This window comes from Rhizobium sp. M10, from assembly GCF_002531955.1.
GTDB lineage: Bacteria > Pseudomonadota > Alphaproteobacteria > Rhizobiales > Rhizobiaceae > Rhizobium > Rhizobium etli_C.
Genome location: NZ_NWTA01000003.1, coordinates 214,465 through 239,730 on the forward strand (window position 1 = coordinate 214,465; position 25,266 = coordinate 239,730).

Here is a 25,266-nt window from a genome sequence, read left to right on the forward strand (position 1 = left end):
AAGGGACCAACGGGCAAGACGGCGCACGATATCGCCGCCTGCCCGCCCTTCACGCTGATCGAACGCTGTCGCAGCCGCTTGAGCTTCAACAATGATCGCAGGGCAGGTCGCGCCCAGATTTGCTGTTTATCGACGGATACCGGAAGGAAAGACCATGAAACGCTTCGAGCAAAAGACTGTCGTCATCACCGGAGGCAGCCGCGGCATCGGCGCAGCGATCGCCAGGCGCTTTGCGCGCGAAGGCGCCAATCTCGTCGTCTCGGCCAATGAGGATCTCGTCCACGGCGTCGCCGAGGGCATCCGGGCAGAAGGCGGCAAGGCGATCTCCTTCATCGGTGACGTCACCGACAAGGCAAGCGTCGTCGCCCTCTACGATGCAGCTGAGAAGGAGTTCGGTTCTGTCGACGTCTCGATCCAGAATGCCGGCGTCATCACCATCGCCCGCGTCGAGGACCTGACCGAAAACGAGTGGGACAAGGTCATGGCCGTCAACACCAAGGGCGTCTTCCTCTGCGCTCAGGAGGCGATAGCGCGCATGCGCAAGCACAAACGCGGCGGCCGCATCATCAACACCGCCTCCGGCCAGGCCCGCGACGGCTTCATCTACACCCCGCACTATGCCGCCTCAAAAATGGGCGTCGTCGGCATCACCCAGAGCCTCGCCAAGGAAGTCGCGACCGAAAACATCACCGTCAACGCCTTCTGCCCCGGCATCATCGAAACCGACATGTGGGCCTATAACGACCAGGTCTGGGGCAAGCTGCTCGGCAATTACGGCCCCGGCGAACTGATGAAGGAATGGGTTGAAGGCATCCCGATGAAGCGCGCCGGCTCCGGCGAGGACGTTGCCGGCCTGGTAGCCTTCCTCGCCAGCAACGACGCCGCTTACATCACCGGCCAGACGATCAATGTCGACGGCGGGTTGATCATGTCGTAGGTGGAGCAGAGGACACCGGCTCCTCGAAGCGGGCGATTTCCGCTCCCGCCTGAAGATATCCGCCAACCTCTGCCTTGATCCGAATCTTGCCTGCCCGCGATGCCGTGACCTGGGTTTCCATCTTCATCGCCTCCATGACGGCGATGAGATCACCGACAGCAACCTCCGCGCCATCTTCGACCTTGAACGCCTGCAGCGTGCCGGAAATCGGTGCGGTTATGGTCGCTGCGTCGTCGGTCTTTGCCCCTGTCGGACCTCCGCTACCCGCGCCTGCAAGTCCGCCGAGACCGGCAAGGAGCGCCGCGGGAATGCCGAGTTCATGTCGCTTGCCATCGATCTCGACGTGGGTGCGGATCAGGTGGCCATCGGCAACCGGCTCGGGTCGGGCGACGGCCGAAAGCCGATCGGCGAAGCCGGTCTCGATCCAGCGCGTGTGCACCTTGAATCCTGTCTCGCCGATAAATTCTTCTGTCTCGATCGCGGCGCGGTGGAAGGGAAGGACCGTTGCGACGCCCTCGATCCTGAACTCCTTCAGAGCACGGCGGGCGCGGCTCAACGCCTCCTCACGGGTACTACCCGTGACGATCAGCTTCGCCATCAGCGAATCGAAGGTGCCGGGAACGGTCGAGCCCACGCCGACGCCGGTGTCGAGACGGATGCCGGGACCGGAAGGCGCGTCGAAAGCCGTGATCGCACCGGGTGTCGGCAAGAAGCCACGGCCGGGATCTTCGGCGTTGATACGGAACTCGATCGAGTGGCCACGCGGGGCAGGCGTTTCGGTGACGCGCAGCGGCAGGCCATCGGCGATGCGGAACTGCTCGATCACGAGATCTATGCCGGTCGTCTCTTCGGTTACCGGATGCTCGACTTGAAGGCGCGTGTTCACTTCGAGGAAGGAGATCGTACCGTCGACACCGAGCAGGAACTCGACCGTTCCCGCCCCCGAGTAGCCGGCCGCCGCACAGATCTTCTTCGCGGCGTCGTGGATCGACTGGCGCTGAGCGTCGGAAACAAACGGTGCCGGCGCCTCCTCGACGAGCTTCTGGTTGCGCCGCTGTAGCGAGCAGTCACGGGTGCCGAGAACCAGCACATTGCCATGTTTGTCAGCCAGCACCTGCGCCTCGATGTGGCGCGGACGATCGAGGAAACGTTCGAGGAAACACTCGCCGCGGCCGAAGGCGGCCTTGGCCTCACGCACGGCGGATTCGTAGAGTTCCGCCACCTCCTCCATCTTCCAGGCGACCTTCAGGCCGCGTCCGCCGCCGCCATGCGCCGCCTTGATGGCAACGGGCAGACCGTGTTTCTCAGCAAAGGCGGTGACTTCCGCAGCGGTCTCGACCGGACCGTCACTGCCAGCGACGAGGGGCGCCCCGACACTCAGCGCAATGCGCCGGGCCTCGACCTTGTCGCCAAGCGCTTCGATGACATGCGGATCCGGTCCGATCCAGGTGAGGCCTGCATCGATGACGGCTCGGGCGAACTCCGCACGCTCGGACAGGAACCCGTAGCCGGGATGAACGGCGTCGGCGCCCGAACGTTTGGCAATGTCGATCAGCTTGTCGATATCGAGATAAGTTTCCGCCGGACGGCTGCCGGAGAGCCCGTAGGCTTCGTCCGCCAGCTTGACGAAGAGCGCATCCATGTCCGGATCGGCATAGACGGCGACCGATTGCAGGCCGTGGTCGCGACAGGCCCGGATGATGCGCACCGCAATCTCGCCTCGGTTGGCGATCAGGACTTTCTGCATGGATGTCTCCTCACTTATTTCTCGGTGGCCGGGCTTTGGTGTCGCGCACGTGCGGCCGAACATCGGCAAACCTCGTCACGGGCCGGAAGCGTATCTGGGCATTGACCGGGATCTGCCCGGCGAGATCGAGATGATATTCGGCGACCGTGCCGATGACCGGGTAACCGCCGGTCAACGGATGGTCCGCAAGGAAAAGCACCGGCTGGCCGCTATGCGGCACCTGGATCGCGCCGGTCGCGGTTCCCTCGCTCGGCAGTTCCGTCTTGTCCTTCCGCTCGAGCGCGATGTCGCCGGAAAGACGGATACCGACACGATTGGACTGTGGGGTCACCTGCCAGAGTTGACCCGAGAAACTGGTGATGCCGGCCTCGGTGAACCAGTCGCTGCGTGGTCCCATGATCACGTCGAGCGTCACGATCTCGCCGGAAGCCGGAAAGGCGAAGGCCGGCGCTTCGGAAAGCGATACGCTGCCGAGAAACTGCGTCGCCGTTTGCAGTGTCAAGATCGTCCCTGCCGTGACCGGGTCCGGGCCGATGAAGGCAAGCGTATCGGTCGAGGCGCTGCCGAGCACCGGCTCGACAGTGAGACCGCCGCGGATCGAAAGATAGCTTCGCATGCCGCGCGGCGCATGGCCGAGCGTCACCACATCGCCGGGCTCCAGCGAGATGGGCTGATAGGTTTCGGCGGCAATGGTGCGCCCTGAGGCATCGCGGATCGATATCGGACAGGGCGCGCCGGTCAGTGCCATCACCGCCCGGCCCGACGCCTCGAAAGAAAATCCGCCGAGGATGATTTCGAGGCACGGGGTGCCCGCAGCATTGCCGACGACGCGGTTGGCAGCCTTGAGTGCCCCTCGATCGAGCGCGCCTGAGGAGGACACGCCCTGGCCGGTCTTGCCGAAGCGGCCGAGGTCCTGAAACAGTGCCGGCATGGGTGCGGCCAGGACCTTTAGTGTCACAGCCTCTCCGGTGAACTCGGCCGGGCCTGGATCTACGACCTTCGTCGCCGGAGTGGAAATCGCAACCGCCCGCTTTTCGAGATCGAAGAAGCGCACGCGGTAGCCGGGTTGGAACAAGGCCGGCGGATCGCGCGACAGGTCCCACATTTTTTCCAGCGTCGTGCCGATGATCTGCCAGCCGCCGGGACTTGCCTGCGGATAGACGCCGGAAAAGGCGCCAGCAAGGGCGACCGAACCTGCCGGAATCCGAGTCCGCGGGCTTTTGCGCCGCGGCACCTGCAGCGCGGGATCACCACCGACAAGATAACCGAAACCGGGGGCAAAGCCGCAGAAGGCGACGGTGAAGGTGCTCTCGGTGTGACGACGGATGACCTCTTCGACTGACAGACCGGTCAGTTGCGCCACATCGGCAAGATCTTCGCCGTCATAGTGAACCGGGATTTCGACGAGCTGGTCGGACGGCGCGATGCGGGCCGAAAGGTCGCGGGTGGCGATCTCGCCGGCAAGCCGTTCCGCGGTGAGCCTTTCTGCGCGAAAACCGATCATCAGCGTGCGTGCGGCCGGCACTATGTCTTCGATGCCCTCTACTGGATCGGTTTCGAGCGAAGCAAACAGCGCCAGCGTCTGGTCGAGATCGTCGAGTTCGACCAAAAGGGTCGTCAGGTTGACGGGCAGGAAGCGCATCGGATCCTCAGGCGTGATAGGCGGTGTCGGGAATGTCGGTGATGAACATATGCCCTGGCGCGTGGGTGATGGCAAAGGGCACGCCGGATGCCATCACGGCGGCCTGCGGAGTCACACCGCAGGCCCAGAACACCGGGATTTCACCCGGCTCGACACGCACCGGATCGCCGAATTCCGGCTTCGACAGGTCTCGGATGCCGATTTCTTCCGGCGCGCCGATATGGATGGGCGCGCCATGCACCGCCGGGAACCGGCCGGAGATTGTCGCAGCATCGGCAACGCGGCTCGCCTTGATCGGCCGCATCGACACGACCAGGTTGCCGCGCAGCCGGCCTGCCGGGCGGCAGGCGCGGTTGGTCAGATACATCGGAACGTTCGACTTGTCGGTAATATGCCGGATCTCGATGCCCGCCTCGGCCATCGACGTTTCGAAGGTGAAGCTGCAACCGATGAGGAAGCTGACGAGGTCGGCGCGTTCCGCCCAGGCCTTCGTCGCGTCCGCGATTTCCTCGGCGAGCTTGCCGTCGCGCCAGATACGATAGAGCGGCAGATCCGTGCGAAGGTCGGCCCCCGGAGCCAGAAGCGTCATGTGCGAGCCGGGATCGGAAACGTCAAGCAATGGGCAGGCCTTCGGATTGCGCTGCGCAAAGAGCAGGAAATCGAAGGCCCAGTCGCGCGGCAGGACGAGCATGTTTGCCTGGGTAAATCCCGGCGCCACACCCGACGTCGGCTCGGCACTACCGGCCCGATAGCGCCGGCGCGCGAGGCGCGCCGCTTCGGCATCGATGTGGCCAAGGTTCTCAATCGCAATCATGGTTTCCTCCAAATATTTGCTCACGCCGCCAGAAACGAGCGAACGGTGATCCCGTCGGTCTCAAAGGCCTGACGAATCGCCTGGGCGATCGCTACGGCACCGGGGCTGTCGCCATGGACGCAGATCGACTGAGCATCGACCTTGATGGTCGAGCCGTCGATCGCTTCGATCGTACCCTCGTGAGCAAGTTGCAGCATGCGACGGGCGATCACGGTTGTGTCGTGCACAACTGCGCCCGGTTCACGACGCGAAACGAGTTCCCCGCCGGGCGTATAGGCGCGGTCGGCGAAGGCCTCGGCCACGGTCTTGAGGCCGGATTTGTGCGCGAGTTTGAGGATGGGTGCTCCGGCCAGGCCCATTAGAACCAGATCCGGATCGATCGCCTTGATGCCGTCGATCACCGCCTGGCCCTGTATTGGGTCGTGGGCAATGCGGTTGTATAGCGCGCCGTGCGGCTTAACGTAGCCGACTACGACGCCGGCAGCAGTGGCGACGCCTTTCAGCGCGCCTATCTGATAAATGACGTCGGCGGTCAGTTCCGCGCTGGTGACGCCCATGTCGCGCCGTCCGAAGCCGACGCGGTCGGGATAGGAAACATGGGCTCCGACCGAAACGCCCCTTTCAGCGGCGGCTTTGACAGTCTTCAGAATGCCGAGCGGATCGCCGGCATGGAAGCCGCAGGCGATATTGGCGCTGGAGACGATGGCCAGCATAGCCGCGTCGTCGCCCATGCGCCAGGCGCCGTAGCTTTCGCCGAGATCGCTGTTCAGATCGATGGCAGTCATGTCAAATCTCCCCTGTGAATCACGAACGATGTCGGCCGGGCTGCCCGAACCGAAAGCGTGATTAATTCAAAAAGTCAGAGCGGGGCCCGGGCTTAAAGGCGCGCCCGCGCCCTCCTCGTCCCGCGTTACGCGGCAAGCAGCGCGAAGATCGGGCCGATCGACTTGTAGCCCATGTACCAGGTCAGTGCGCCGACCAGTACGCCGAGCACCAGCAGCCAACGCGGATAGCGATAGCCTCCCATCAGGTCGGACCGGGCCCAGGCCGCATAGATGAAGATCGACAGGCCGATCGGCAGAATCAGTCCGTTCAGCCCCCCGACGAAGATCAGCATCTGCGCCGGCGGCGTGGTGATGATCACGTAGAAGAACAGCGACACGGCAATGAAGATGACAGTCGCGATGTTGCGCGCCCGTTCGGTGATGTCTCTCTTGAAAATCGTGACGAACGAGACCGAGGTGTAAGCGGCGCCGATGACCGAGGTGATCGCAGCAGCCCAGAGGATGACGCCGAAGATGCGCAGACCAATGTTGCCAGCGGCGGCCTGGAAAGCCTGGGCAGCCGGATTGGCACCTGCGCCGGAAACATCGATGACGGCTCCGCCCGCAACCACGCCGAGGACGGCCAGGAAAAGCACGTAGCGCATGAGGCCGGTGACAGCGATGCCCGTCAGTGCTGCACGGTTGACCGCACCGAGATTCTCGATGCCGACCGTGCCCTTGTCGAGCAGTCGGTGGGCGCCGGAATAGGTGATATAGCCCCCGACCGTGCCGCCGACGATGGTGGTGATAGTGGCGAAATCGATGGTGGACGGCAGAAAGGTCTGGAACAGCGCGTCGCCGACTGGCGGAGCCGATGCGAATGCAACATAGACGGTCAAGGCGATCATCAGGATGCCGGCCAGGACAATGAAGCGATCGACCGCCATGCCGGCACGCTTCGACAGGAAGATGCCGATCGAAAGCAGCGCGCTGATCGCCCCGCCAAGCTTCGGATCAAGGCCGATCATCGCATTGATGCCGAGGCCTGTGCCGCCGATGTTGCCGATGTTGAAGAATAATCCGCCGACGATGACGAGAATTGCGAGCAGATAGCCGGAGCCCGGGAGGGCCGCATTGGCGAGATCGGAAGCCCGCATCTTCGTCAGCGTCACGATCCGCCAGATGTTCAGCTGAACGACGAAATCGATCAGGATAGAGGCAAGGATCGCGAAGGCGAAGGCCGCACCGAGTTTTGTTGTGAACGTCGCCGTCTGGGTGATGAAGCCCGGACCGATGGCAGACGTGGCCATCAGGAAGATGGCCGCCATTAGCGCAGCGCGGCGCGACTTGGCCGACATCCGCGCCGGCGCAACGGTTGTCATCGAAATTGCTGACTGTTCCATGAACCCCTCCTTATGTGCAGACCGACGCCGAGATCTCGGCAGGCTGCCTAGGTTTGTTGACAGGCATCACGGTGACACGTTTTACAATTCTGTCAATATTGTTCAACGATTCTGCTGTATCGTTCTACCAAACAACCCCAATTCGACCGCAGCAAACTCACTTGGGCGAGATGTCATTGATTGTTGCAAGTTCCGGCCACATCCGAAGTGGATCTTGCCTCCTTCCGTGCATCAACGATAAGTAAGCGGTTGCGGGGCCTTTCATTTTCTGTCTGCCCGATGGGCCATGTACGGCGTCTGGCGTTGCCCCGGTCCGCTGCTCAAGCCACTCCTCTTATGGCTCCCGGAGATGCAAACCGCTATACCGGTGCGCAAGGGCGCGGAGGTTTCATTCGTGTCTGCGTATTAGGGGATTTGATGGTCGAACAAAATATCACATCGGCGCTTGCGCCGCGCCTGGCGGAGGAAATCCGCGACAAACTGATTGCTGGCGAATTGAAGCCGGGCCAGCGCCTTTCCGAGGCAGCGCTAAGTGCCGGTCTGGATGTGTCGCGCAACTCTTTGCGTGAGGCATTCCGGCTCCTGACAAAAGAAGGGCTCTTGCGGCACGAGCCCAATCGCGGCGTTTTTGTCGCCACACCCAGTATGGCCTCGATCATCGACATCTATCGCGTGCGCCGTGTGATCGAATGCCAGGCGCTCGCCAAGGCGTATCCCAACCATCCGGCGGTGGCACGAATGCGCGCGGCAGTCACGCGTGCCAAGCTCGCGCGCGAGGCCAAGGATTGGGGTATGGTCGGCAGTGAGAACATGGTCTTTCACGCGGCGATCGTAGATCTCGCCGACAGTCACCGTCTGAACACCTTCTATGCGCAGATCGCCGCAGAGCTGCGTCTCAGCTTCGGCCTGCTCTCCGATCCCGAGCTGTTGCACGCTCCTTACGTCGACCTTAATGCGGCAATCCTTGAAAAGCTTGAGGCAGGGAGGACGGCCGAAGCCTCAGCGGCACTTGAGGCGTATCTGATGCAGTCCGAGCGCACTGTTCTGGCCGCTTTCTCGCGAATTGGTGGCGCCAAATGAATTGCACGCTCGGCCGCGCCTTTCGATGCCGCTTAGAGGACGATTCGTCTCTGGTCGCAAAAATAGCCCCGCGGCGCATGGTCATCGGTGGCGGATGGACAGGTCCGCGGCCATCGGGTGCCGATCCTGCCCTCGCCCATCCTACGTCCGGCTGATCGAAACCCCACCATCGGCGAGCATCGCCGTCCCCGTCACGAAGCTCGACAGATCAGACGCAAGGAAGAGCGCCGCATTGGCGATCTCTTCCGGCTGCGCCATGCGCTTCAGCGCATGCAACCCCTCCACAAAAGCCAAGACTTCCGGCGTAGCATCCGGCGCATTGGTGATGCTGGCAGGCGTGTCGGTGCCGCCGGGAAGCAGGGCGTTGGCGCGGATGTTCTGCCGCCCGAGTTCGGCGGCGAGCACCTGCACGAAGCCGATCAGCCCCGCCTTGCTCGCCGCATAGGCGGCCATGCCGGGCATGCCGGCGGTGTGACCGACGAAGGTGGAGGTGAAGATCAGCGATCCGCCGCCTTGTCCCATCGCAGCCGATTGATGTTTGGCGCCGAGGAAGGCGGCGATGAGATTGGTCTCGAGCGTCTCGCGCCAGCCGTCCAGCGACAGCCCGGCGACCGGCCCCATCTCGCCGAGGATGCCGGCATTGTTGAAGCCGATATCGAGCCGGCCGAAGCGCGAGACTGCCGTATCGGCAAGCCTTGCCTGCAGCGCCTCGTCCCTGACGTCGCCCGATATCGCGACTGCCTGCCCACCCTCCGCCTCGATTTCGCCGACGACGGCATCGAGCGCCGTCTGTCGCCTTCCGGTGACCACGAGCTTCGCACCTTCCCGCGCAAAGAGTTTCGCCGCCGCGCGGCCGATGCCGGAGCTTGCGCCGGTGATGATTGCGACCTTGTCGTTCAGAAGTGTCATGTCCGTTTCTCCTCAGTTGTCGAGGCATCCCAAATCTCAAACATCAGGCGACGCAGCCACCCGTTTCCCGCGCGGGCAAACGAAAACCGCCGGCAATCGATGCTATCGGCCGGCGATCAACTGAATTGCCGAGCAGGACGGGAGCTTCCATCGACGCATTGGAAATATCGGAATTCGCATTGTAAAACGTTCACTTGCCGCGGTTTCCAAACATGCACTTGCCGCGACGTCAGCACCATTGTGCGCCGCATCATCGATTTATCCCGGGTGTGACATTCATCCGATTCCCTTCATGGTTCTTCCCGACTAAGAAGGGGCGCACAGGTAAAGGGAATCTCTTCATGTCGCGGTCACGCAATACTGAGGGCGCCATCTATATGAGCATGGCGATGGCTGGCTTTTCCGCGAGCGATGCTCTCTCCAAATCGGTGATCGCCCATATGAACGCAGGCGAGATCATGTTCCTGCGCGGCCTCTTCACCAGCCTGCTCGTCTATCTGATCGCCAGGAAAATGGGCGCCCTGCGCTCCTGGCGCATCGTGCTCAAGCCGGTCATCATCCTCCGCATCATCTGCGAAATGTTTTCCGCCGTCACCTATATCACCGCGCTCGGCATGATGCCGATCGCCAACGCCTCGGCGATCCTGCAATCGCTGCCGCTGGTGGTCACCTTCGGTGCCGCGCTGTTCTTCCGCGAGCCGGTCGGCTGGCGGCGCTGGTCGGCGATCCTCGTCGGCCTCGTCGGCGTGATGATCATTATCCGTCCCGGCCCGGAAGGTTTTACCGCCGCCGCCCTGCTCTGCGTCGGCGCGGTGCTGACGACGGCCGGCCGCGATCTCGCCACCCGCTCGATCGATCCGGAGATTCCCTCGCTGATGATCACCGTCATCACCGCCATTTCAATCTCCTTCTTCGGTGCTTTGCTCATCCCGGTGCTCGGCGGCTGGCAGCCGGTCAGCGCCACGTCGCTCGGGCATCTGCTGCTCGCCTCGGTGCTGGTGCTCGTCGGCTACCAGTCGGTCATTCTCGCCATGCGCACCGGCGAAATCTCCTTCGTCGCGCCGTTCCGCTATACCAGCCTGATCTTTTCCTCGCTGCTCGGCTTTTTCTTCTTTGCCGAAGTGCCGGACAGCCTGACGCTGCTCGGCGCCGCGATCGTCATCGCTTCCGGCCTCTATACGTTCTATCGTGAAGCCAAGCGCCGGGTGCCGCCGATCGCGCAGGAATCCGCGCCGCGCTCACCGGTTTGAGGCAGGATGATGACGGAGTTCTCGCTCGACAGATCCGATATAGCAGGCATCGTGCTGGCCGGCGGCCGCTCACAGCGCATGGGCCGCGACAAGGCGAGCGTGATGCTCGGAACCGAAAGCCTGTTGCACCATGTCCTGAGCCGCCTCGCGCAGCAGGTCGCCGCCGTCGCCGTCAACGCCGATCTCGCCACGGAAGATGTGCCTGTCGTCCCCGACCGTTTTCCCGGCAAGGCCGGGCCATTGGCCGGCATCCATGCGGCCATGCTCTATGCCGCCGGCCTTCCCGGGATCACCCATGTCGTCACCGTCTCGGTGGATTGCCCGTTCTTCCCGGCCGATCTCGTCGCCCGGCTGGCGGCAGCGATCGAACGCCCGTCGCAGATCGCCATCGCTGCTTCCGAAGGCCGCAGCCATCCCGTCTTCGGGCTCTGGCCGGTGACGCTTGCCGCCGATCTCGAAGCCTGGATCGCCACCGACGAGAAACGCCGCGTGCGCGACTTCCTGTTACGGCATGACGTTACGGAAGTGGCGTTTCCGCTGCATCCGACCCGCGCCAGCCTGCTCGATCCCTTCTTCAACATCAATACGCCGGACGATCTTGTCGAGGCGCAACGCTGGCTGGAGGCCCTTCGCGTATGACCGCACCCAAAATCTTCGGCATCGCCGGCTGGAAGAACTCGGGCAAGACGGGGCTCGCCGTCCGGCTGGTGACGGAGTTTACGCGCCGCGGCTACAGGATCTCGACGATCAAGCATGCCCATCATGATTTCGACATCGACAAGGTCGGCGCCGACAGCTACCGCCACCGCGAGGCCGGCGCCCACGAGGTCACCATCGTCTCAGGCACCCGCTACGCCATCATGCACGAGCTGCGCGGCGCGCCCGAACCCGAGTTCGAGGAAATCCTCGCCCGTCTCGCCCCCTGCGATCTCGTTCTGATCGAAGGCTACAAGCGCGAGCCCATCCCGAAAATCGAGGCCCGCCGCCTGGAGGCTGCCAACCGCCAACCGCTGGCGCCGAGCGATCCCCATATCTTCGCCATCGCCGCAGATCATGCTGTCGCCGATACGTCCCTGCCCGTCTTCGATCTGGACGACACAGGCGCCATTGCCGATTTCATCGCCGGCGTCGTCGGGCTCGAAGAGGCCCGATCGTAAGTCCCGGGTCCGGGTGCCCGGAGCGAGCGGGATCTACCCTCGATAACGAAGCGTATCGACGACGAGGGCGAAGGCCGCCGAGGCGTGCCGGCGGCTCGGATAATAGAGGTGGTAGCGGGGAAACGGCGGACACCAATCCTCCAGCACACGCAGCAGCCGCCCGTCGGCAAGATGCGCCTGCACGGCATCCTCCGGTAGATATGCCAGCCCCGCGCCGGCGAGCGCCGCATTCAGCCGAAGAGTGTTGAATGTCAGCTGCCCCTCGACGCGAACCTTCAACTCGTGCCCGTCGCGCTCGAACTCCCAGGCATAGACGCTGCCAAAGGTCGGCAGACCGCATGTCGGACCGATGCGCACCGCGATCATGTCTTTCAAGATCGATGGCGACCGTTACTCTCCGCAGCTGCAGGCAAGGGTCAACCGCTAAGCAAAGTCCTTCCGTCACGCTCGGGCTTGTCCCTGGGCTGTGTCCCGAGCATCTGCTTCCACTCGATAGGACAGCAGATCCTCGGCACAAGGCGCACAGGCCGACGAGGACGTCGTGTGGAGAACGAAATCCTTTTTGGCTGCGTCTTCATCAATCGGATCATTTTCTCGGCGCCGGCGCATTCTCATGAAAAGCCGGTATCGTCTCCAGCTTGGTGACGATCTCCGCGATATCAGGCCACCGGGCAAGGTCGAAGCCCATGCGTCGGGCGCTGATCGCCTGTGGAAAGAGGAAGATGTCGGCTATGCCAGGCCTGTCTCCGACGGCGAAAGCGCCATTCCTGCGGCCGGCAATCATCGTCTCGACCGCGGCCATTCCCTCGCCGACCCAATGACGGCTCCAGGCGGCAACGGTGTCGGCATCGGCTTGAAAGGCAGCCTTCAGATGCAGGCCGATCCGCGGCGGCAGCAGCGCGTGGATCTCGGCTGCGATCGCAAGCGCGATCGAACGGGCCTGCGCCCTGCCTTCAGCCGTATCGGGCAGCAGCGGCGGCTCTGGCTGAACCTCATCGAGATATTCGACGATCGCCAGCGATTGGGTGATGAGCACGCCGCCATCCGTCAGCAAGGCCGGCACCAGCCCCTGAGGGTTGACGTTGCGATAGCCGGCCTGCCGGCTCTCGGCATCTTCTCCGAGAATGCTCACCGGCAGTGCCTCTGCCGTCAGCCCCTTGAGCGCCAGCGCGATCCGGACCCTTGAGGTCGCAGAAGAAATTTCGTTCTGGTAGAGTTTCACTGTCATTCTCCCTGTTGAATTCAGAAAAGCGGTTGCTCAACCGCGAAAGCCGCCGTTACAAGGCCCGCAAGCGGCGATGGCTCGTGCGAGCTGATGTCGTAGATACAGGGGGCGGCGAAGACCGCAGCTGCCAGAACGCAGATAATCATCAATCTCATTGGACCCTCCATCGGCGAAGCCCGGCTGGGCCTCGCCCTGTTTCCTTTCCGCTGCCGCCTTCAGGCAATGCTCAGCTCGACATGGATATTTCCGCGTGTCGCCTTCGAATACGGGCAGGTCCGGTGCGCCTCGTCGACAAGCGCCTTGGCGACATCCGGCTCGATGCCGGTCAGGCTGACCTTGAGACGGGCCTGCAGAAAATAATCGCCGTCCGTCGTTCCGAGATCGACTTCGGCATTCACCGCAGTCTCCGCGGGAAGCCTGAACTTCAGCTTGCCGGCGGCAATGCCCATCGCGCCGATGAAGCAGGCGGACCAGCCGGCGGCGAAAAGCTGCTCGGGATTGGTGCCGGGCCGCGCGCTGCCGGGAGGCGAGAGCTTGATGTCGAGCTGGCTGTCGTCGCTTTGCGAAGCGCCGTCGCGCCCGCCGGTGGTGCGGGTCTTGCCGGTATAGAGAACCTTTTCGATATTTGTCATGGGACCACTCCGTAGATTGGCCGCTGAACAGGAGGAGATCGCTGCTGCGGCCGGGTTGACGAAGTGAGTTTTGACCGGCCGATATATCCTGCATGTTTCCGAAATCGGTCGAAATGTCACAAAACGTAGCATCCGGTGTCAGGGACATTCTTGCATACAAAACCGCCGAAAAAACCTCCGGCAACCTGCGGTCACCGCAGGGTGACTTCCGCCGCAAGCCCGCCACCGGCGCGATTGTATAGCCGCAGCGAACCACCGATCTTTGCCGTCAGCTGCTGGGCGATCGCAAGGCCAAGGCCCGTACCGCCGGTCTCGCGGTTGCGGGATTGCTCCAGTCGAAAGAACGGCTGCATGGCTGCTTCCAGCATATCGTCCGCTATTCCGGGCCCGCGGTCCATGACCGATATGACCACATGCTGTTCCGCGTCATGCCCGACGCTGATCTCGGCTGAGCCTGCAAATTTCAGGGCATTGTCGATGAAGTTCGACAGGATGCGGCGAAGGGCATGCGGCTTGGTGAAGGCGGCGCCCTCAACCAGCCCGACGACCGTGACGGCTTTCCCGGTGTCCTGATAGTCGTAAGCTATGCTGTCGATGAACGAGGAGAGATCGATCCGGGCGTTCTTCTCCCCGCTGCCATGGGCGCTGCGCGCATAGGCTATGCCGTCCTGCACGAGGCGCTGGATCTCGGCGAGATCATTCACCAGCTTGTCCCTTTCGGGCGAATCCTCCGCCATATCGGCGCGCAGCCGCATGCGGGTGATCGGCGTTTGCAGGTCGTGGGAAATCGCCGCGAGTATCTGGACGCGCTCTTCGAGATAATGGGCGATCCTCTCCCGCATAGCATTGAACGCCCTCGCCGCATGCGCGACTTCGCTCGGCCCCGTCTCGCTCAAAGCGGGACCGTCCTTGTCAGGATCGAGCGCATCTGCGGCAGCGGCCAGCCTTCCGAGCGGCCGGATCGCCAGGCGCACCGCAAACCAGGTACACAGGATGAGCAGCGCCATCTGGACGGCAAAGACATACGGCAGCCATTCCGCGATCGGCATGACGCCCCTCGGCGTCACATCGATGGTGAGCGGGCTGCCGTCGCTCAGCGTCAGATGCGCCTGCAGCCGGTTCACCTCGCCCGGTATCCGTTCGATACGGATCGGGAAGCGGTGCCCAACGGCCGCCTCTATCTTTCCAGCGATCTCCCTGCCCTTGCTGGAGGCGTCGGGCACACCCGCCAAGCCAGGCCCGAGTTCGAATCGGTAGTTGCCGCGGCTCAGCCAGTCCACAAGGTCGCCGCGCTCGGCCGCCGGGAGCCGGTCGAGAACGGCAATCGATGTTGCAACGTCGTTCTCGAGCGTGCCGAGCATCACCGCCTTGGCCGACATGTAGCGCTCCATGTAGAGAACGCTGAAGGAAAGCCCGTAGGCGAAGGCCAGGCCGACCAGCAGGATGAGAAAGATCCTCGATCGCAGCGTTCTCGGCCACATCAGGCCAGGCAGCATGGCGACCGCACTCCTCATTGCCGCGGCTCCGAAATTTCGACCGGAACCGAGAAGACATAGCCTTCGCTGCGCACCGTCTTGATGTAGGTGGGTTCGCGCGCATCGTCTCCCAGCCGCTGCCGCAGGCGGCTGACCAATAGATCGATCGAGCGATCGAAGAGCTCGGCGTCGCGCCCCTGCGTCAGGCTCAGAAGCTGATCGCGATTGAGGACCCGCTGCGGATGGTCGATGAAGACACGCAGCAGGCGGTATTCGGCGCCGCTCAGTGCAATCGCCGTCCCTTCCTTGTCCAGGAGGTGGCGAGCAACCGTGTCGAGCCGCCAATCGCCGAAGGTCAGCAATTGTCCCGCCTCGCTGATCTGCAGGTTGGGCGGCAGCATGCGCGTGCGCCGCAGCACCGCCTTGATGCGGGCGAGAAGCTCGCGCGCTGCGAACGGCTTGGCGAGATAGTCGTCGGCGCCCATCTCCAGCCCGAGGATCCTGTCCATCTCGTCGGTGCGGGCCGTCAGCATCAGGACCGGGATTGCCTTGTGCCGGCCGGCGCGCAGTTCGCGGCACAGCACCAGACCGTCGTCGCCGGGCATCATCACGTCGAGCACGATCAGGTCGACGGCATTGGCGTCCAGAAAACTGCGCATCTGGCGCCCGTCCGCGGCAACGCTGGTCCTGAGGCCATTCTTCTGCAGATAGCCCGAAACCAGCTCGCGGATTTCACGATCGTCGTCGACGATCAGGATATGATCGACATGATCCATATTTGCCTATTCCTCAACGCTGTGGCCGCGCCCAGCGCCTCGGTCATGATGCCGAAGCGCAAGACGCGACCTACGCATATTCCGCCGGTCGGAGCAACGAGGCTCTGCGGCTTGATGCCGCCTCTAAAGCATGTCGAGCAAAAGTGTGCTGCGGTTTTGCGATAACGACATGCGAGAAAATAAAGACCTAAAGCGCGGGAAGCGAATCTGAAAGATCGCGAAGTGCTTCAGAAGCGATCGACGTCGATCACGGCTTGCGCAAAGGCCTGTGGCGCTTCCTGCGGCAGGTTGTGGCCGATGCCGCCGCCGATCGTGCGGTGCTCGTATCTGCCGGAGAACTTGGCGGCATAGGCGGAGGGCTCGGGATGTGGCGCTCCGTTCGCGTCACCCTCCATGGTGATCGTCGGCACCGAAATCATCGGCAAGGCAGCGAGCTTCTGCTCATAGGCGTCGTACTTCGCCTCGCCTTTGATGAGCCCCAGACGCCAGCGGTAATTGTGAATGACGATGTCGACATGGTCGGGATTGTCGAAGGCTGCAGCGGATCTGTCGAAGGTCGCATCGTCGAAATTCCACTTCGGCGAGGCCGTCTGCCAGATGAGCTTTGCGAAATCATGGGTGTTGCTGGCATAGCCCAGTCGGCCACGCTCGGTGGCGAAATAGAACTGGTACCACCAGGCAAGTTCGGCTTTCGGCGGAAGCGGCTTCTCGTTGGCTGCCTGGCTACCGATCAGGTAGCCGCTGACCGATACCATCGCCTTGCACCGCTCCGGCCAAAGCGCGGCCATGATGTTGGCGGTCCGCCCACCCCAGTCGTAGCCGGCAATCACCGCCTTCTCGATCTTGAGCGCATCGAGCAGGGCGATCATATCGGCGGCGAGCGCCGAAGGCTGGCCGTTGCGCGGGGTCTTGTCGTCGAGGAAACGTGTCGTGCCGTAGCCGCGCAGGTAAGGAATGATCACCCGGTAGCCGGCCGAGGCAAGCAGCGGCGCGACGTCGACGAAACTATAGATGTCATAGGGCCAGCCGTGCAGCAGCAGGACGACAGGACCATCCGCCTTCCCGGCTTCGGCATAGCCGATATCGAGCACGTCGGTCTTGATCTGCTTCAGCGCTTCGAAGGACGTATGGGTTCCAGCCCTCACATCAGGCAAGGCTGCGGGCGAAGCCGGCGCGGTCTGGGCAGCGGCCACGTCGGTCACGCCGAATTCAACCGCCGCAAGGGCAATGGCTGTCATGCCGAAAAAACGGCGGCGGTGATGGTTGATTTGCTCTGACATCGGTCTCTCCTGTCGAATGGATCACGGTGCTCAGAAGACGTTCGGCTTGTATCGCCCGTATGTCATAAGCCGCGGTTTTTGAATGCGAATGTAACCCCGGCCCGCCGAGATACATTCTGATACAATTGCGCCGTGTGCCTTTGTCCGAGCGCCGGGTGCGTCAGCCCCTCTGCGGATAGGGGCAGTTTGTATTCTTTTGTATCACCCGCGCCCCAGCGCAATAGTTCGGTACATTTTCCCGCCAAACCAGACACATCGGAGATACCTCCGCCCGGCTACATCGCGCCGTTGCTGGTTCAGGCCCATCGCCGTCCAGAGCCCGATCAATCGGTTTCAAAGGAAACGATGATGACACTTCTGATCATTGCCTATCTCGGAGGCGTGCTGACCATTCTCAGCCCCTGCATCCTCCCCATCCTCCCCTTCGTTTTCGCCCGCGCCGGCCAGCCCTTCGTCAAAAGCACGCTGCCGATGCTGGCAGGCATGGCCGCCACTTTCGCGCTCGTCGCCACGCTTGCCGCAGTCGGTGGCAGCTGGGCCATTCGCGCCAATGAATATGGCCGCCTTGCTGCGATCGTTCTGCTCGCCCTCTTCGGCGTGAGCCTGCTTTCGCCGCGCTTTGCCAGCACCCTTGCCCGTCCGATCGTCGATCTGGGAAATAACCTCGTGAACGCCAGCGGCAGCGGACGCACGGCGCCGACGGTCCGGAGCGCCCTCATTCTCGGCGTTGCCACCGGCCTGCTCTGGGCGCCTTGCGCCGGGCCGATCCTCGGTCTCGTGCTGACGGGTGCTGCGCTGCAGGGCGCCAACCTTGAGACCAGCTTCCTGCTCGCTGCCTATGCAGCCGGCGCGGCGACCTCCCTTGCCGTCGCCTTGTCGGTCGGCGGAAAGATCTTTGCCGCCATGAAGCGCTCGCTCGGTCTCGGTGATCGCATTCGCCAGGTGCTCGGCGCTGCCGTGCTCGCAGATGTCGCCATCATCGCCCTCGGCCTCGACACCAGCCTGCTGTCCCGCCTCTCCTATGCCAGCACCGCGTCTCTGGAACAGGCCGTGCTCGACCGGCTGCATGCAAAGGAGGTCGCCGCTGCACCCTCCGAGGTCGCGAGCAACGACGCGACGATCGTCGCGGCCGATGCGAAGAAGCCTTTCCGCAGCGATCTCCCCGTCGAGGGTTATGCGCCCTCGCTCGACGGCGCAGTCGAATGGCTGAACTCCAAGCCCCTGACCACCGAAGAGCTGCGCGGCAAGGTCGTCCTCGTCGACTTCTGGACCTATTCCTGCATCAACTGCATTCGCACGATCCCCTACACCAAGGCCTGGGCGGAAAAATATGCCGATCAAGGTCTCGTGGTGATCGGCGTCCACGCCCCGGAATTCGCCTTCGAAAAGAAGATCGACAACGTCAAAAGCGCGATCGGCGACTTCAAGATCGGCTATCCCGTTGCCGTCGACAATGACTACAAGATCTGGCGCGCCTTCGAGAACAGCTACTGGCCAGCCGCCTACCTGATCGATGCCAAGGGCCAGATCCGCTACCACCACTTCGGCGAAGGCAATTACGGCACCACCGAGAAGGCCATTCAGGACCTGCTGCGCGAGGCTGGAAGTGAGATGACCGCCAGCACGCCGGTCGCCCCCGATACCAAAGGCGTGGAAGCCGGTCCCGATCTCGGCAACGTCCGCTCCGGCGAGACATACCTCGGCTACGAACAGGCGACGAACTTCAGCTCACCCGAGGGGCTGCAGGCAGATGCTCCGCAGGACTACTCGATCAGCAAGCCGGGCCTCAATGGCTGGGGCCTGTCGGGAACCTGGACCGTTGGTAAGGATCAGGCAACGCTCGATCAGGCAGGCGGCGGCATCACTTATCGCTTCAGCGCCCGTGACCTGCATCTGGTTCTCGGACCCGGCGATGACGCTAAACCGGTCCGCTTCCAGGTGAAGATCGACGGCAAGGCTCCGGGTGCAGACCACGGCTCCGACATCGATGCCGACGGCAACGGCGCGGTCACCGCCACGCGTCTTTACCAGCTCGTGCGGCAATCCGGCACTGTCGATGCCCGCAACTTCGAGATCCGCTTCCTCGATCCCGGCGTCCAGGCCTACGCCTTCACCTTCGGCTGACCCGACACCGTTCCATTTCAAGGCCTTCAACATCGACCACAAGGAGTAAACCCATGAACAAGCATCTGACTTTCATCGCAGCCCTGGCCTTTGCCACCGCCGGAATCGCTTTTGCTGCCGAGGCTGCCTCGGTGAAGAACATCGTGATCGTCCACGGCGCCCTCGCAGACGGCTCGGGCTGGCGCAAGGCGACCGAAATCCTCGAAAAGCGCGGCTTCAACGTCACCATAGTCCAGGAGCCCCTCACCTCGCTCGATGACGACGTGGCCGCGACGAAGCGGGTTCTCGACCTTCAGGAAGGACCGACGCTGCTCGTCGGCCACAGCTACGGCGGCATGGTGATCACCGAAGCCGGCAACGATCCCCATGTCGCGGGTCTCGTCTATGTCGCAGCCTTCCAGCCCGACAAGGGCGAAAGCCTGCTCAGCCTCGCCAGCTCGAAGCCGGCCGGCAGCATGGACATCAAGGAAACCAAGGACGGCAAATATCTCTATCTCGACCCCGGCGCCTTCGCGGCAGATTTTGCCGCCGACCTTCCGAAAGCCGAGACCGATTTCCTGGCAAAGTCGCAGGTCTTCGCCTCAAAGCAGGCCTTCGCAGCCAAGATCGCAGAGCCGGCATGGCGCACGAAGCCCAGCTGGTCGATCGTCGCAACCGAGGATCGTGCCATCAACCCCGAACTGGAGCGCGATATGGCCAAACGCGCCGGCAGCGAAGTGACGGAGATCAAGTCCAGCCACGCCGTCTTCGCATCCCAACCGGAAAAAGTTGCCGACGTCATCGAAAGGGCGGCCAGAAAAGCCGGCGAGTAGAACCGGCAGGATGGGGGCGGCAGATGCTCGAAGCCCGCATGCCGTCCCTATCCAACTTTTGTCCCCATGGAGTGTGGGACAGCCAGTCCAGTTGCCCCTCTCCATGAATGGAGAGGGGCAACATCGTTTACTGCTTGGCGGCGACCGGACGAACCAGCGGCGTGACGCGGCGGATGGTGACGCGGCGGTTTTCCTGTTCCGGGTCTGATGTATTGACCTTCAAGTAGCGCTCGCCATAGCCCTGCGTCGCCAGGTTTTCCGGCGCTATGCCGTAGACGTCAGTGAGCACGTTGGCGACCGATTCCGCCCGCTGGTCGGAAAGGATCAAGTTGCTCTGGTCGGAGCCGACCGCATCCGTATGGCCTTCAATCAGGAAGGTCTCGCTCGGATCCTTTTCGAGCACCTGGTTGATTGCGTCGGCGACCTTGCGCAGCGTGCGTGCCTGGGTCATCGGGATCTCGGCGCTGCCGGTCGCGAAGGTGATCGTATCGAGATCGATGCGGCGCACCTTGTCGCGAATACGAGCGGAGTACTTCACCTCGTCAAGCGAATAGACCCGCTCCACCTGCTCGACCGGCGGCTCGCTGAGGAATTCGTAATAGTCCCGGTCAGGATCGCTGCTGGTGTCGATGATATAGTCGTTGAGCGGGACACGCAGCCGCATTGGCGGCAGATCAGCGCCCGGGTCGTCGAAATAGCCGCGATCAGGATCCTCGTAGAGATCAGGTGAGTAGTAGAGCACGTATTCGCGCCCACGGGCATCGACGCGCGACCGCTGGATGATGTCGCCGTAGCGGTTGCGAATGGTGACGATACGATAGCCTTCCGGGCGCGTGATGGTCTCGCGATAGCGATTGTCCGGGAGCTCTTCATAGATCGGTCGTTCACCGTCGCGCAGGAACCGTCTGTCGTCGTCGCTGCGCACGATGATCTGATTATTGTACTGGATAATCACCCGATTATCGTCGGTTTGGTCGTCGATGCGCGCTCCCTCGGGACGGGCAAATTGCGGCCGCGTGTCGAGCCTCGTGCCCTTCTCGCTGGTAACTGCCTCGAGCTTTATCGCCGGCGCAGCAGCAGCTGCAGCGGCCTGCGCATCGGCATCCGAGGTCGGCACCTTCACCTCCTGGCTCTCGGCCCGCAGCTTGTCGCGATCACGGCGGCTTTCACGGCCCTTGCTGCGGTCGGCATCCTTGTCGCTGTCGAGCACGGCGGCGCCATTCTCGACCGGCAGCACGACGGTCTCGTTGCTCTTGGCCGGATCCGCGGCAACCTTCTTGCGGCGCTCCAGTTCCTCCGGAGAAACCTTTTCCGGTGCCGGAATCGCCTGCTCGACCTGCTGACCGCCGCTGGCATCCGGCGCAGGCTGGGCAGTGTCGGTGCTGGGCGCAGCCGGCTTTTCGCCGGCAGGCTGCTCAGCGGCAGGCTGCTCGGCGGCAGGCTTTGCGGCCGTGCCGTCGGCGGGCTTTTCGGCGGGCGCAGCTTCCGGGGCTGCCGCCTTGTCTTCGGTTGCCTTCTCCGCGGGTGCGGCAGCCTCGCCCTTCTTCGGCTTCTTCGCGGCAGGCGCTTCGGCCGTGGGTTTTACCTCCGGCTTGGCTTCGGGCGTGGCCTGTTCCTCGGCGGGCGTCACCGCTTCGGGAGCGGCAGTTTCGCTCTTCGCCTTAGCCTTATCCCGGCCTTTTTCCCGCTTGCCGCCTTCGGGCTTCGCCTCGGGCTGCGCCTGTTCCGTCTCCGGCTGGGCTTCCTTGGCGGCCGGCTGCTGTTCGGGCTCCGGCTGGACCTCCGGCTCGGCCTGTTTCTTCGGCTTCCTCGGCTTCTCCTGCGTTACCGGCTGCTGCTCCTGTTGGGGCTCGGCTTCCGGCTTGGCCCCTGGCTGGGTGTCCTTCTTGGCTTTGCGCTCGGGTTTGCTTTCGGCCTGCGGTGCCGGCTCTGCCTTCGGCGCGGCTTCGGCCTTCGGCGGCTCCGGCTCTGCCTTGGGTTCCGGCGCTTCCTTGCGCTCGGCCTTCGGTTTCTCGGCGGGCGCCTCCTTCGGCTGTTCCGCGGCCGGCGCCTGCTCGGCCGGGGCTTCCTCCTTCTGCTTGCGCTTCTTCTTCAAGAGCTCTTCTTCGGAAGGCGCGTCCTGCGCCACTTCGAAACTGCCCTGTTCCGCCTGCTGCACGGTCGCGGTTGGCGTCGTGACGTCGCGGACGGCAGCCATCGTCGTGGCGGGCTGGAGAGCCAGCGATAGGGAAAGCAGCGGGAAAGCTGCACTCGCAAACAATCTAGATTTCTTGCCCATCGGGTTTCCTCGATCCTGTTTGAGCTTCCTGAAGGCCGACAGGCCTTGGTTCGCCCCTAGCTTCGCAATGAGGCGAAACGGCGAATTGGCAAAGCGCCAAGCCGCCGATTTGTTCCGGTTCTAGGAAGCGCTGGATTAACCTCCCGTGAATGTGGCAGTCTGCTTTCGTTCATCTCGCCTGTTATTTGCACCGCACAATTGCGCGGGAATTTGTGTTGCAATTCCATGAAAAAAAGTCTGATTATCGCCGCAAGGCGGTGTCGACACCGTTGAATTGCGGTCGCGAGTCCAAGAGAAAAACAGACAGCGGCCACCAACAGAGAGGATCCTCATGTTTAACTCCACCCGTATCTTCGCGGCAGCCTCGATCGCGGCAATGTCGCTCTTTGCCGGCTCGGCCATGGCCGATGGCGAAAAATACGTGATCGGCACCGATTCGACCTATCCGCCCTTCGAATTCGTCGATGCCAGCGGCACGATCCAGGGCTTCGACATCGATATCGCCAAGGCGCTCTGTGCCGAGATGAAGGCTGAATGCAGCTTCGTCAGCACCGATTGGGACGGCATCATTCCGGCGCTCAACGCCAAGAAATTCGACATGATCGTCTCTTCCATGTCGATTACGCCGGAACGCCTGAAGCTCGTCGACTTCTCCAACAAGTACTACAACACCCCGCCGGCCATCGCCGTGCCGAAGGACTCCAAGATCGCCGACGTTGCTGGGCTCAAGGGCAAGGTGATCGGCGCGCAGACCTCGACGACGCACGCCAACTACGCCGAGAAGCATCTCGCCGACACCGAGCTGAAGCTCTATCCGACCGCTGACGAATACAAGCTCGACGTTTCCAGCGGCCGTGTCGATGCCGTCATCGACGACGTCGTCGTGCTCTCCGAATGGGTCAAGTCCGACGCAGGTGCCTGCTGCAAGATCCTGACCACGCTGCCGGTCGACAAGGAAATCAACGGCGAAGGCGCCGGCATCGCCATCCGCAAGGGCGATCCGCTGAAGGAAAAGCTCAACACCGCGATCGCGGCAATTCGCGCCAGCGGCGAATACAAGAAGATCCAGGACAAGTACTTCGACTTCGACGTTTACGGCGACTGAGAAATTCGGTATCTGGCCGATAAAGCGAATGGCGGAAGGCTTGCTCTTCCGCCATTTTTGTTTGACAACGGTAGCAAGATCAAAACGGCAAAAGCCGTGAGGGGAATTCCGGCATGGGCGGATTGTTTTCCGCGCTAGGCTCCGTCTGGAGCTCACTTGTGCACATATTCGATCCGCTGTGCGGACCCGTCGGCATCTTCACCTGGTTTGGTCAGTCGACGATTCTTGCCTGCGGCGATACTGGCTGGGGCGACGAAATCGCCCTCGGCTTGCAGGTCACCGTTTCGGTGGCGATCGTCACCCTGCCGATCGGCCTCGTCATTGGTTTCCTCGTGGCGCTGGGCCAGCAGTCGGAAGAAAAGCCGCTGCGGGTGGCTGCCGGCATCTACACGACAATCTTCCGCGGCCTGCCGGAGCTTTTGACGCTCTTCATCATCTATTACGGCATGCAGATGCTGATCCAGTCCCTCCTGGAGCTTGCCGGCTATGTCGGACCGCCGATCGAGATCAACGCTTTTTTCGCCGGCGTGATCGCGCTGTCGGTCGTCTTCTCCGCCTACTGTTCGGAAGTGCTGCTCTCGGCTTTCCGCGCCATACCCAAGGGCCAGTATGAGGCGGGAGACTCGCTCGGCCTGCATCGCGGCCGCACGCTGCGGCTCATCATCCTGCCGCAGCTCGTGCGAATCGCACTCCCCGGCCTGACCAACCTCTGGATGGTGCTGCTGAAGGACACGTCCTATGTCTCGATTATCAGCCTTGCCGACATCCTGCGCCAGACGAGCGTCGCCGTGCGGGTGACCAAGGAACCCTTCTTCTTCTACGGCATCGCCTGCTGTCTCTATCTGGTGCTCGCCATCCTCTCTTCGTTCCTGCTCGTCCGCATCGACCGCTGGGCCAAACGTTCCGAGGTCCGCCGATGAGCTATGCCGAAGCCTTGATCCCGCCGCAGCCCGCCCCCCGAGAAGTGGCAAAGCCGATGACGGTGGCCCGCCTCAGCGGCTATATCCTCGTTGCCTTCTGGGCGCTGTTCGCAGCGCTGCTGATCTTTACAGTCGTCAATGGCTGGGATCCGGACAAATTCACCCGCTACGGGCCGCGTTATCTGCACGGTCTCTGGGTGACGCTCAGCCTTGTCGCCATCTCCGTCGTCTGCGGCGCCATCCTGTCGCTGCCGCTTGCCATGGCGCGGCTGTCGAAGAACCGGGCGCTGAATTGGTTTGCCTATGGCTATATTTATTTTTTCCGCGGCACGCCGCTGCTTGCCCAGCTCTTCCTGGTCTATTACGGCCTCGGCGTTTTTCGTCCGCAGCTGGAAGCCATCGGCATCTGGTGGTTCTTCCGCGAAGCCTGGTATTGTGGCCTCTTCGCCATGACCATCAATACGGCAGCCTATCAGGCGGAAATCCTGCGCGGCGCAATCGAGAGCGTGCCGCACGGCCAGCGCGAGGCGGCCGCCGCACTCGGCATTCACAAGGCCATTGCTTTCCGCAAGGTCATCCTGCCCCAGGCCTTTATCGTCGCGCTGCGTCCTTATGGCAACGAGATCATTCTTCTGATCAAGGGCTCGGCGGTCGTCGCCATCATCACCGTGCTCGATCTGATGGGCGAAACCCGCTACGCCTTCTCCCGCACCTTCGACTACCAGACCTATCTCTGGGCGGCGATCTTCTATCTCGCCATCGTCGAGGCGCTGCGCCATCTCTGGGCGTGGATCGAGCGTCGGCTGACCCGCCACCTCAAGCGTTGACGCACTGGCAGCACTCGCGGAGCCGTGCTGCCAAGCCATTGATATTAAAAATAAATTGTCCTTTCCTGAAGTATCTGTAAAATTTCCGTTAACCACTCGCATGTTTCCA

The 25,266-nt window shown here is 62.7% G+C and carries 22 protein-coding genes and 1 pseudogene; 10 read left to right on the forward strand and 13 right to left on the reverse strand.

What is annotated here, in order from left to right:
* Positions 1-154: 154 nt before the first annotated feature.
* Positions 155-937 (forward strand): glucose 1-dehydrogenase, encoded by a 783-nt coding sequence (locus CO671_RS06300; protein WP_097605228.1) that lies wholly within the window; start codon positions 155-157, stop codon positions 935-937.
* Here CO671_RS06300 and CO671_RS06305 read toward each other — a convergent pair.
* From CO671_RS06305 to CO671_RS06325, 5 genes are all read right to left on the reverse strand, one after another.
* A complete protein-coding gene (locus CO671_RS06305; RefSeq protein WP_097605229.1) occupies positions 927-2,684 on the reverse strand; it encodes a biotin carboxylase N-terminal domain-containing protein in 1,758 nt (585 codons plus the stop codon). The two genes, CO671_RS06300 and CO671_RS06305, sit on opposite strands and share 11 nt — an antisense overlap.
* 10 nt (positions 2,685-2,694) lie before the next feature.
* Positions 2,695-4,326: a 5-oxoprolinase/urea amidolyase family protein gene (locus CO671_RS06310; protein ID WP_097605230.1), complete on the reverse strand. Its 1,632-nt coding sequence runs from the start codon at positions 4,324-4,326 to the stop codon at positions 2,695-2,697.
* A 7-nt stretch (positions 4,327-4,333) separates the two neighbouring features.
* A complete protein-coding gene (locus CO671_RS06315; RefSeq protein WP_097605231.1) occupies positions 4,334-5,140 on the reverse strand; it encodes a putative hydro-lyase in 807 nt (268 codons plus the stop codon).
* 20 nt (positions 5,141-5,160) lie between these two features.
* Positions 5,161-5,925, reverse strand: coding sequence for a 5-oxoprolinase subunit PxpA (locus CO671_RS06320; protein WP_097605232.1), 765 nt, complete (start codon positions 5,923-5,925; stop codon positions 5,161-5,163).
* Between the two features lie 125 nt (positions 5,926-6,050).
* Entirely contained in the window at positions 6,051-7,307 is a 1,257-nt protein-coding gene (locus CO671_RS06325; protein ID WP_097605233.1) for an NRAMP family divalent metal transporter, read from the reverse strand.
* 417 nt (positions 7,308-7,724) lie between these two features.
* Here CO671_RS06325 and CO671_RS06330 point away from each other — a divergent pair, with 417 nt between their 5' ends.
* Positions 7,725-8,387: a GntR family transcriptional regulator gene (locus CO671_RS06330; protein ID WP_097605234.1), complete on the forward strand. Its 663-nt coding sequence runs from the start codon at positions 7,725-7,727 to the stop codon at positions 8,385-8,387.
* A 141-nt stretch (positions 8,388-8,528) separates the two neighbouring features.
* Here the strand turns inward: CO671_RS06330 and CO671_RS06335 are convergent, their stop codons facing one another.
* Positions 8,529-9,296 (reverse strand): SDR family oxidoreductase, encoded by a 768-nt coding sequence (locus tag CO671_RS06335; RefSeq protein WP_097605235.1) that lies wholly within the window; start codon positions 9,294-9,296, stop codon positions 8,529-8,531.
* 341 nt (positions 9,297-9,637) lie between these two features.
* Between CO671_RS06335 and CO671_RS06340 the strand changes: the two genes are divergently transcribed.
* The 3 genes from CO671_RS06340 to mobB are packed head-to-tail and all read left to right on the forward strand — an operon-like array spanning position 9,638 to position 11,703.
* A complete protein-coding gene (locus tag CO671_RS06340; protein WP_097605236.1) occupies positions 9,638-10,546 on the forward strand; it encodes a DMT family transporter in 909 nt (302 codons plus the stop codon).
* A gap of 9 nt (positions 10,547-10,555) precedes the next feature.
* Positions 10,556-11,185: a molybdenum cofactor guanylyltransferase MobA gene (mobA, locus tag CO671_RS06345; RefSeq protein ID WP_097605435.1), complete on the forward strand. Its 630-nt coding sequence runs from the start codon at positions 10,556-10,558 to the stop codon at positions 11,183-11,185.
* Positions 11,182-11,703: a molybdopterin-guanine dinucleotide biosynthesis protein B gene (gene mobB, locus CO671_RS06350; RefSeq protein WP_097605237.1), complete on the forward strand. Its 522-nt coding sequence runs from the start codon at positions 11,182-11,184 to the stop codon at positions 11,701-11,703. Before mobA ends, mobB begins: the two co-directional genes overlap by 4 nt.
* Before the next feature lie 33 nt (positions 11,704-11,736).
* Here the strand turns inward: mobB and CO671_RS06355 are convergent.
* The 6 genes and pseudogenes from CO671_RS06355 to CO671_RS06380 all read right to left on the reverse strand — a co-directional run.
* A pseudogene (locus CO671_RS06355) lies at positions 11,737-12,036 on the reverse strand (LysR substrate-binding domain-containing protein); the annotation flags it as partial.
* A 253-nt stretch (positions 12,037-12,289) separates the two neighbouring features.
* The gene (gene maiA / locus CO671_RS06360; protein WP_097605238.1) at positions 12,290-12,925 is read right to left on the reverse strand and encodes a maleylacetoacetate isomerase; all 636 of its coding nucleotides are present in this window, start codon (positions 12,923-12,925) and stop codon (positions 12,290-12,292) included.
* A 218-nt stretch (positions 12,926-13,143) separates the two neighbouring features.
* The gene (locus CO671_RS06365) at positions 13,144-13,560 is read right to left on the reverse strand and encodes an organic hydroperoxide resistance protein (RefSeq protein WP_097605239.1); all 417 of its coding nucleotides are present in this window, start codon (positions 13,558-13,560) and stop codon (positions 13,144-13,146) included.
* Positions 13,561-13,751: 191 nt separating this feature from the next.
* A complete protein-coding gene (locus CO671_RS06370) occupies positions 13,752-15,074 on the reverse strand; it encodes an ATP-binding protein (protein WP_097605240.1) in 1,323 nt (440 codons plus the stop codon).
* Positions 15,071-15,811, reverse strand: coding sequence for a response regulator (locus tag CO671_RS06375; protein WP_039620139.1), 741 nt, complete (start codon positions 15,809-15,811; stop codon positions 15,071-15,073). Before CO671_RS06375 ends, CO671_RS06370 begins: the two co-directional genes overlap by 4 nt.
* A gap of 227 nt (positions 15,812-16,038) precedes the next feature.
* Positions 16,039-17,091: an alpha/beta hydrolase gene (locus tag CO671_RS06380; RefSeq protein WP_097605241.1), complete on the reverse strand. Its 1,053-nt coding sequence runs from the start codon at positions 17,089-17,091 to the stop codon at positions 16,039-16,041.
* A gap of 348 nt (positions 17,092-17,439) precedes the next feature.
* On the opposite strand from CO671_RS06380, the gene CO671_RS06385 reads away from it, so the two are divergent.
* Both CO671_RS06385 and CO671_RS06390 read left to right on the forward strand, forming a co-directional pair.
* Entirely contained in the window at positions 17,440-19,215 is a 1,776-nt protein-coding gene (locus CO671_RS06385) for a cytochrome c biogenesis protein DipZ (protein ID WP_097605436.1), read from the forward strand.
* Positions 19,216-19,268: 53 nt separating this feature from the next.
* Positions 19,269-20,027 (forward strand): alpha/beta hydrolase, encoded by a 759-nt coding sequence (locus CO671_RS06390; RefSeq protein ID WP_097605242.1) that lies wholly within the window; start codon positions 19,269-19,271, stop codon positions 20,025-20,027.
* A gap of 127 nt (positions 20,028-20,154) precedes the next feature.
* On the opposite strand, the gene CO671_RS06395 is transcribed toward CO671_RS06390, so the two are convergent.
* A complete protein-coding gene (locus CO671_RS06395) occupies positions 20,155-22,305 on the reverse strand; it encodes an OmpA family protein (protein ID WP_097605243.1) in 2,151 nt (716 codons plus the stop codon).
* Positions 22,306-22,636: 331 nt separating this feature from the next.
* On the opposite strand from CO671_RS06395, the gene CO671_RS06400 reads away from it, so the two are divergent.
* The 3 genes from CO671_RS06400 to CO671_RS06410 all read left to right on the forward strand — a co-directional run bounded on the left by CO671_RS06400 (position 22,637) and on the right by CO671_RS06410 (position 25,157).
* Positions 22,637-23,410, forward strand: a complete 774-nt coding sequence (locus tag CO671_RS06400; protein WP_097605244.1) for a transporter substrate-binding domain-containing protein — start codon at positions 22,637-22,639, stop codon at positions 23,408-23,410.
* A gap of 113 nt (positions 23,411-23,523) precedes the next feature.
* A complete protein-coding gene (locus CO671_RS06405; RefSeq protein ID WP_097605245.1) occupies positions 23,524-24,330 on the forward strand; it encodes an ABC transporter permease in 807 nt (268 codons plus the stop codon).
* Positions 24,327-25,157: an ABC transporter permease gene (locus tag CO671_RS06410; protein WP_010031490.1), complete on the forward strand. Its 831-nt coding sequence runs from the start codon at positions 24,327-24,329 to the stop codon at positions 25,155-25,157. Before CO671_RS06405 ends, CO671_RS06410 begins: the two co-directional genes overlap by 4 nt.
* Positions 25,158-25,266: the final 109 nt, after the last annotated feature.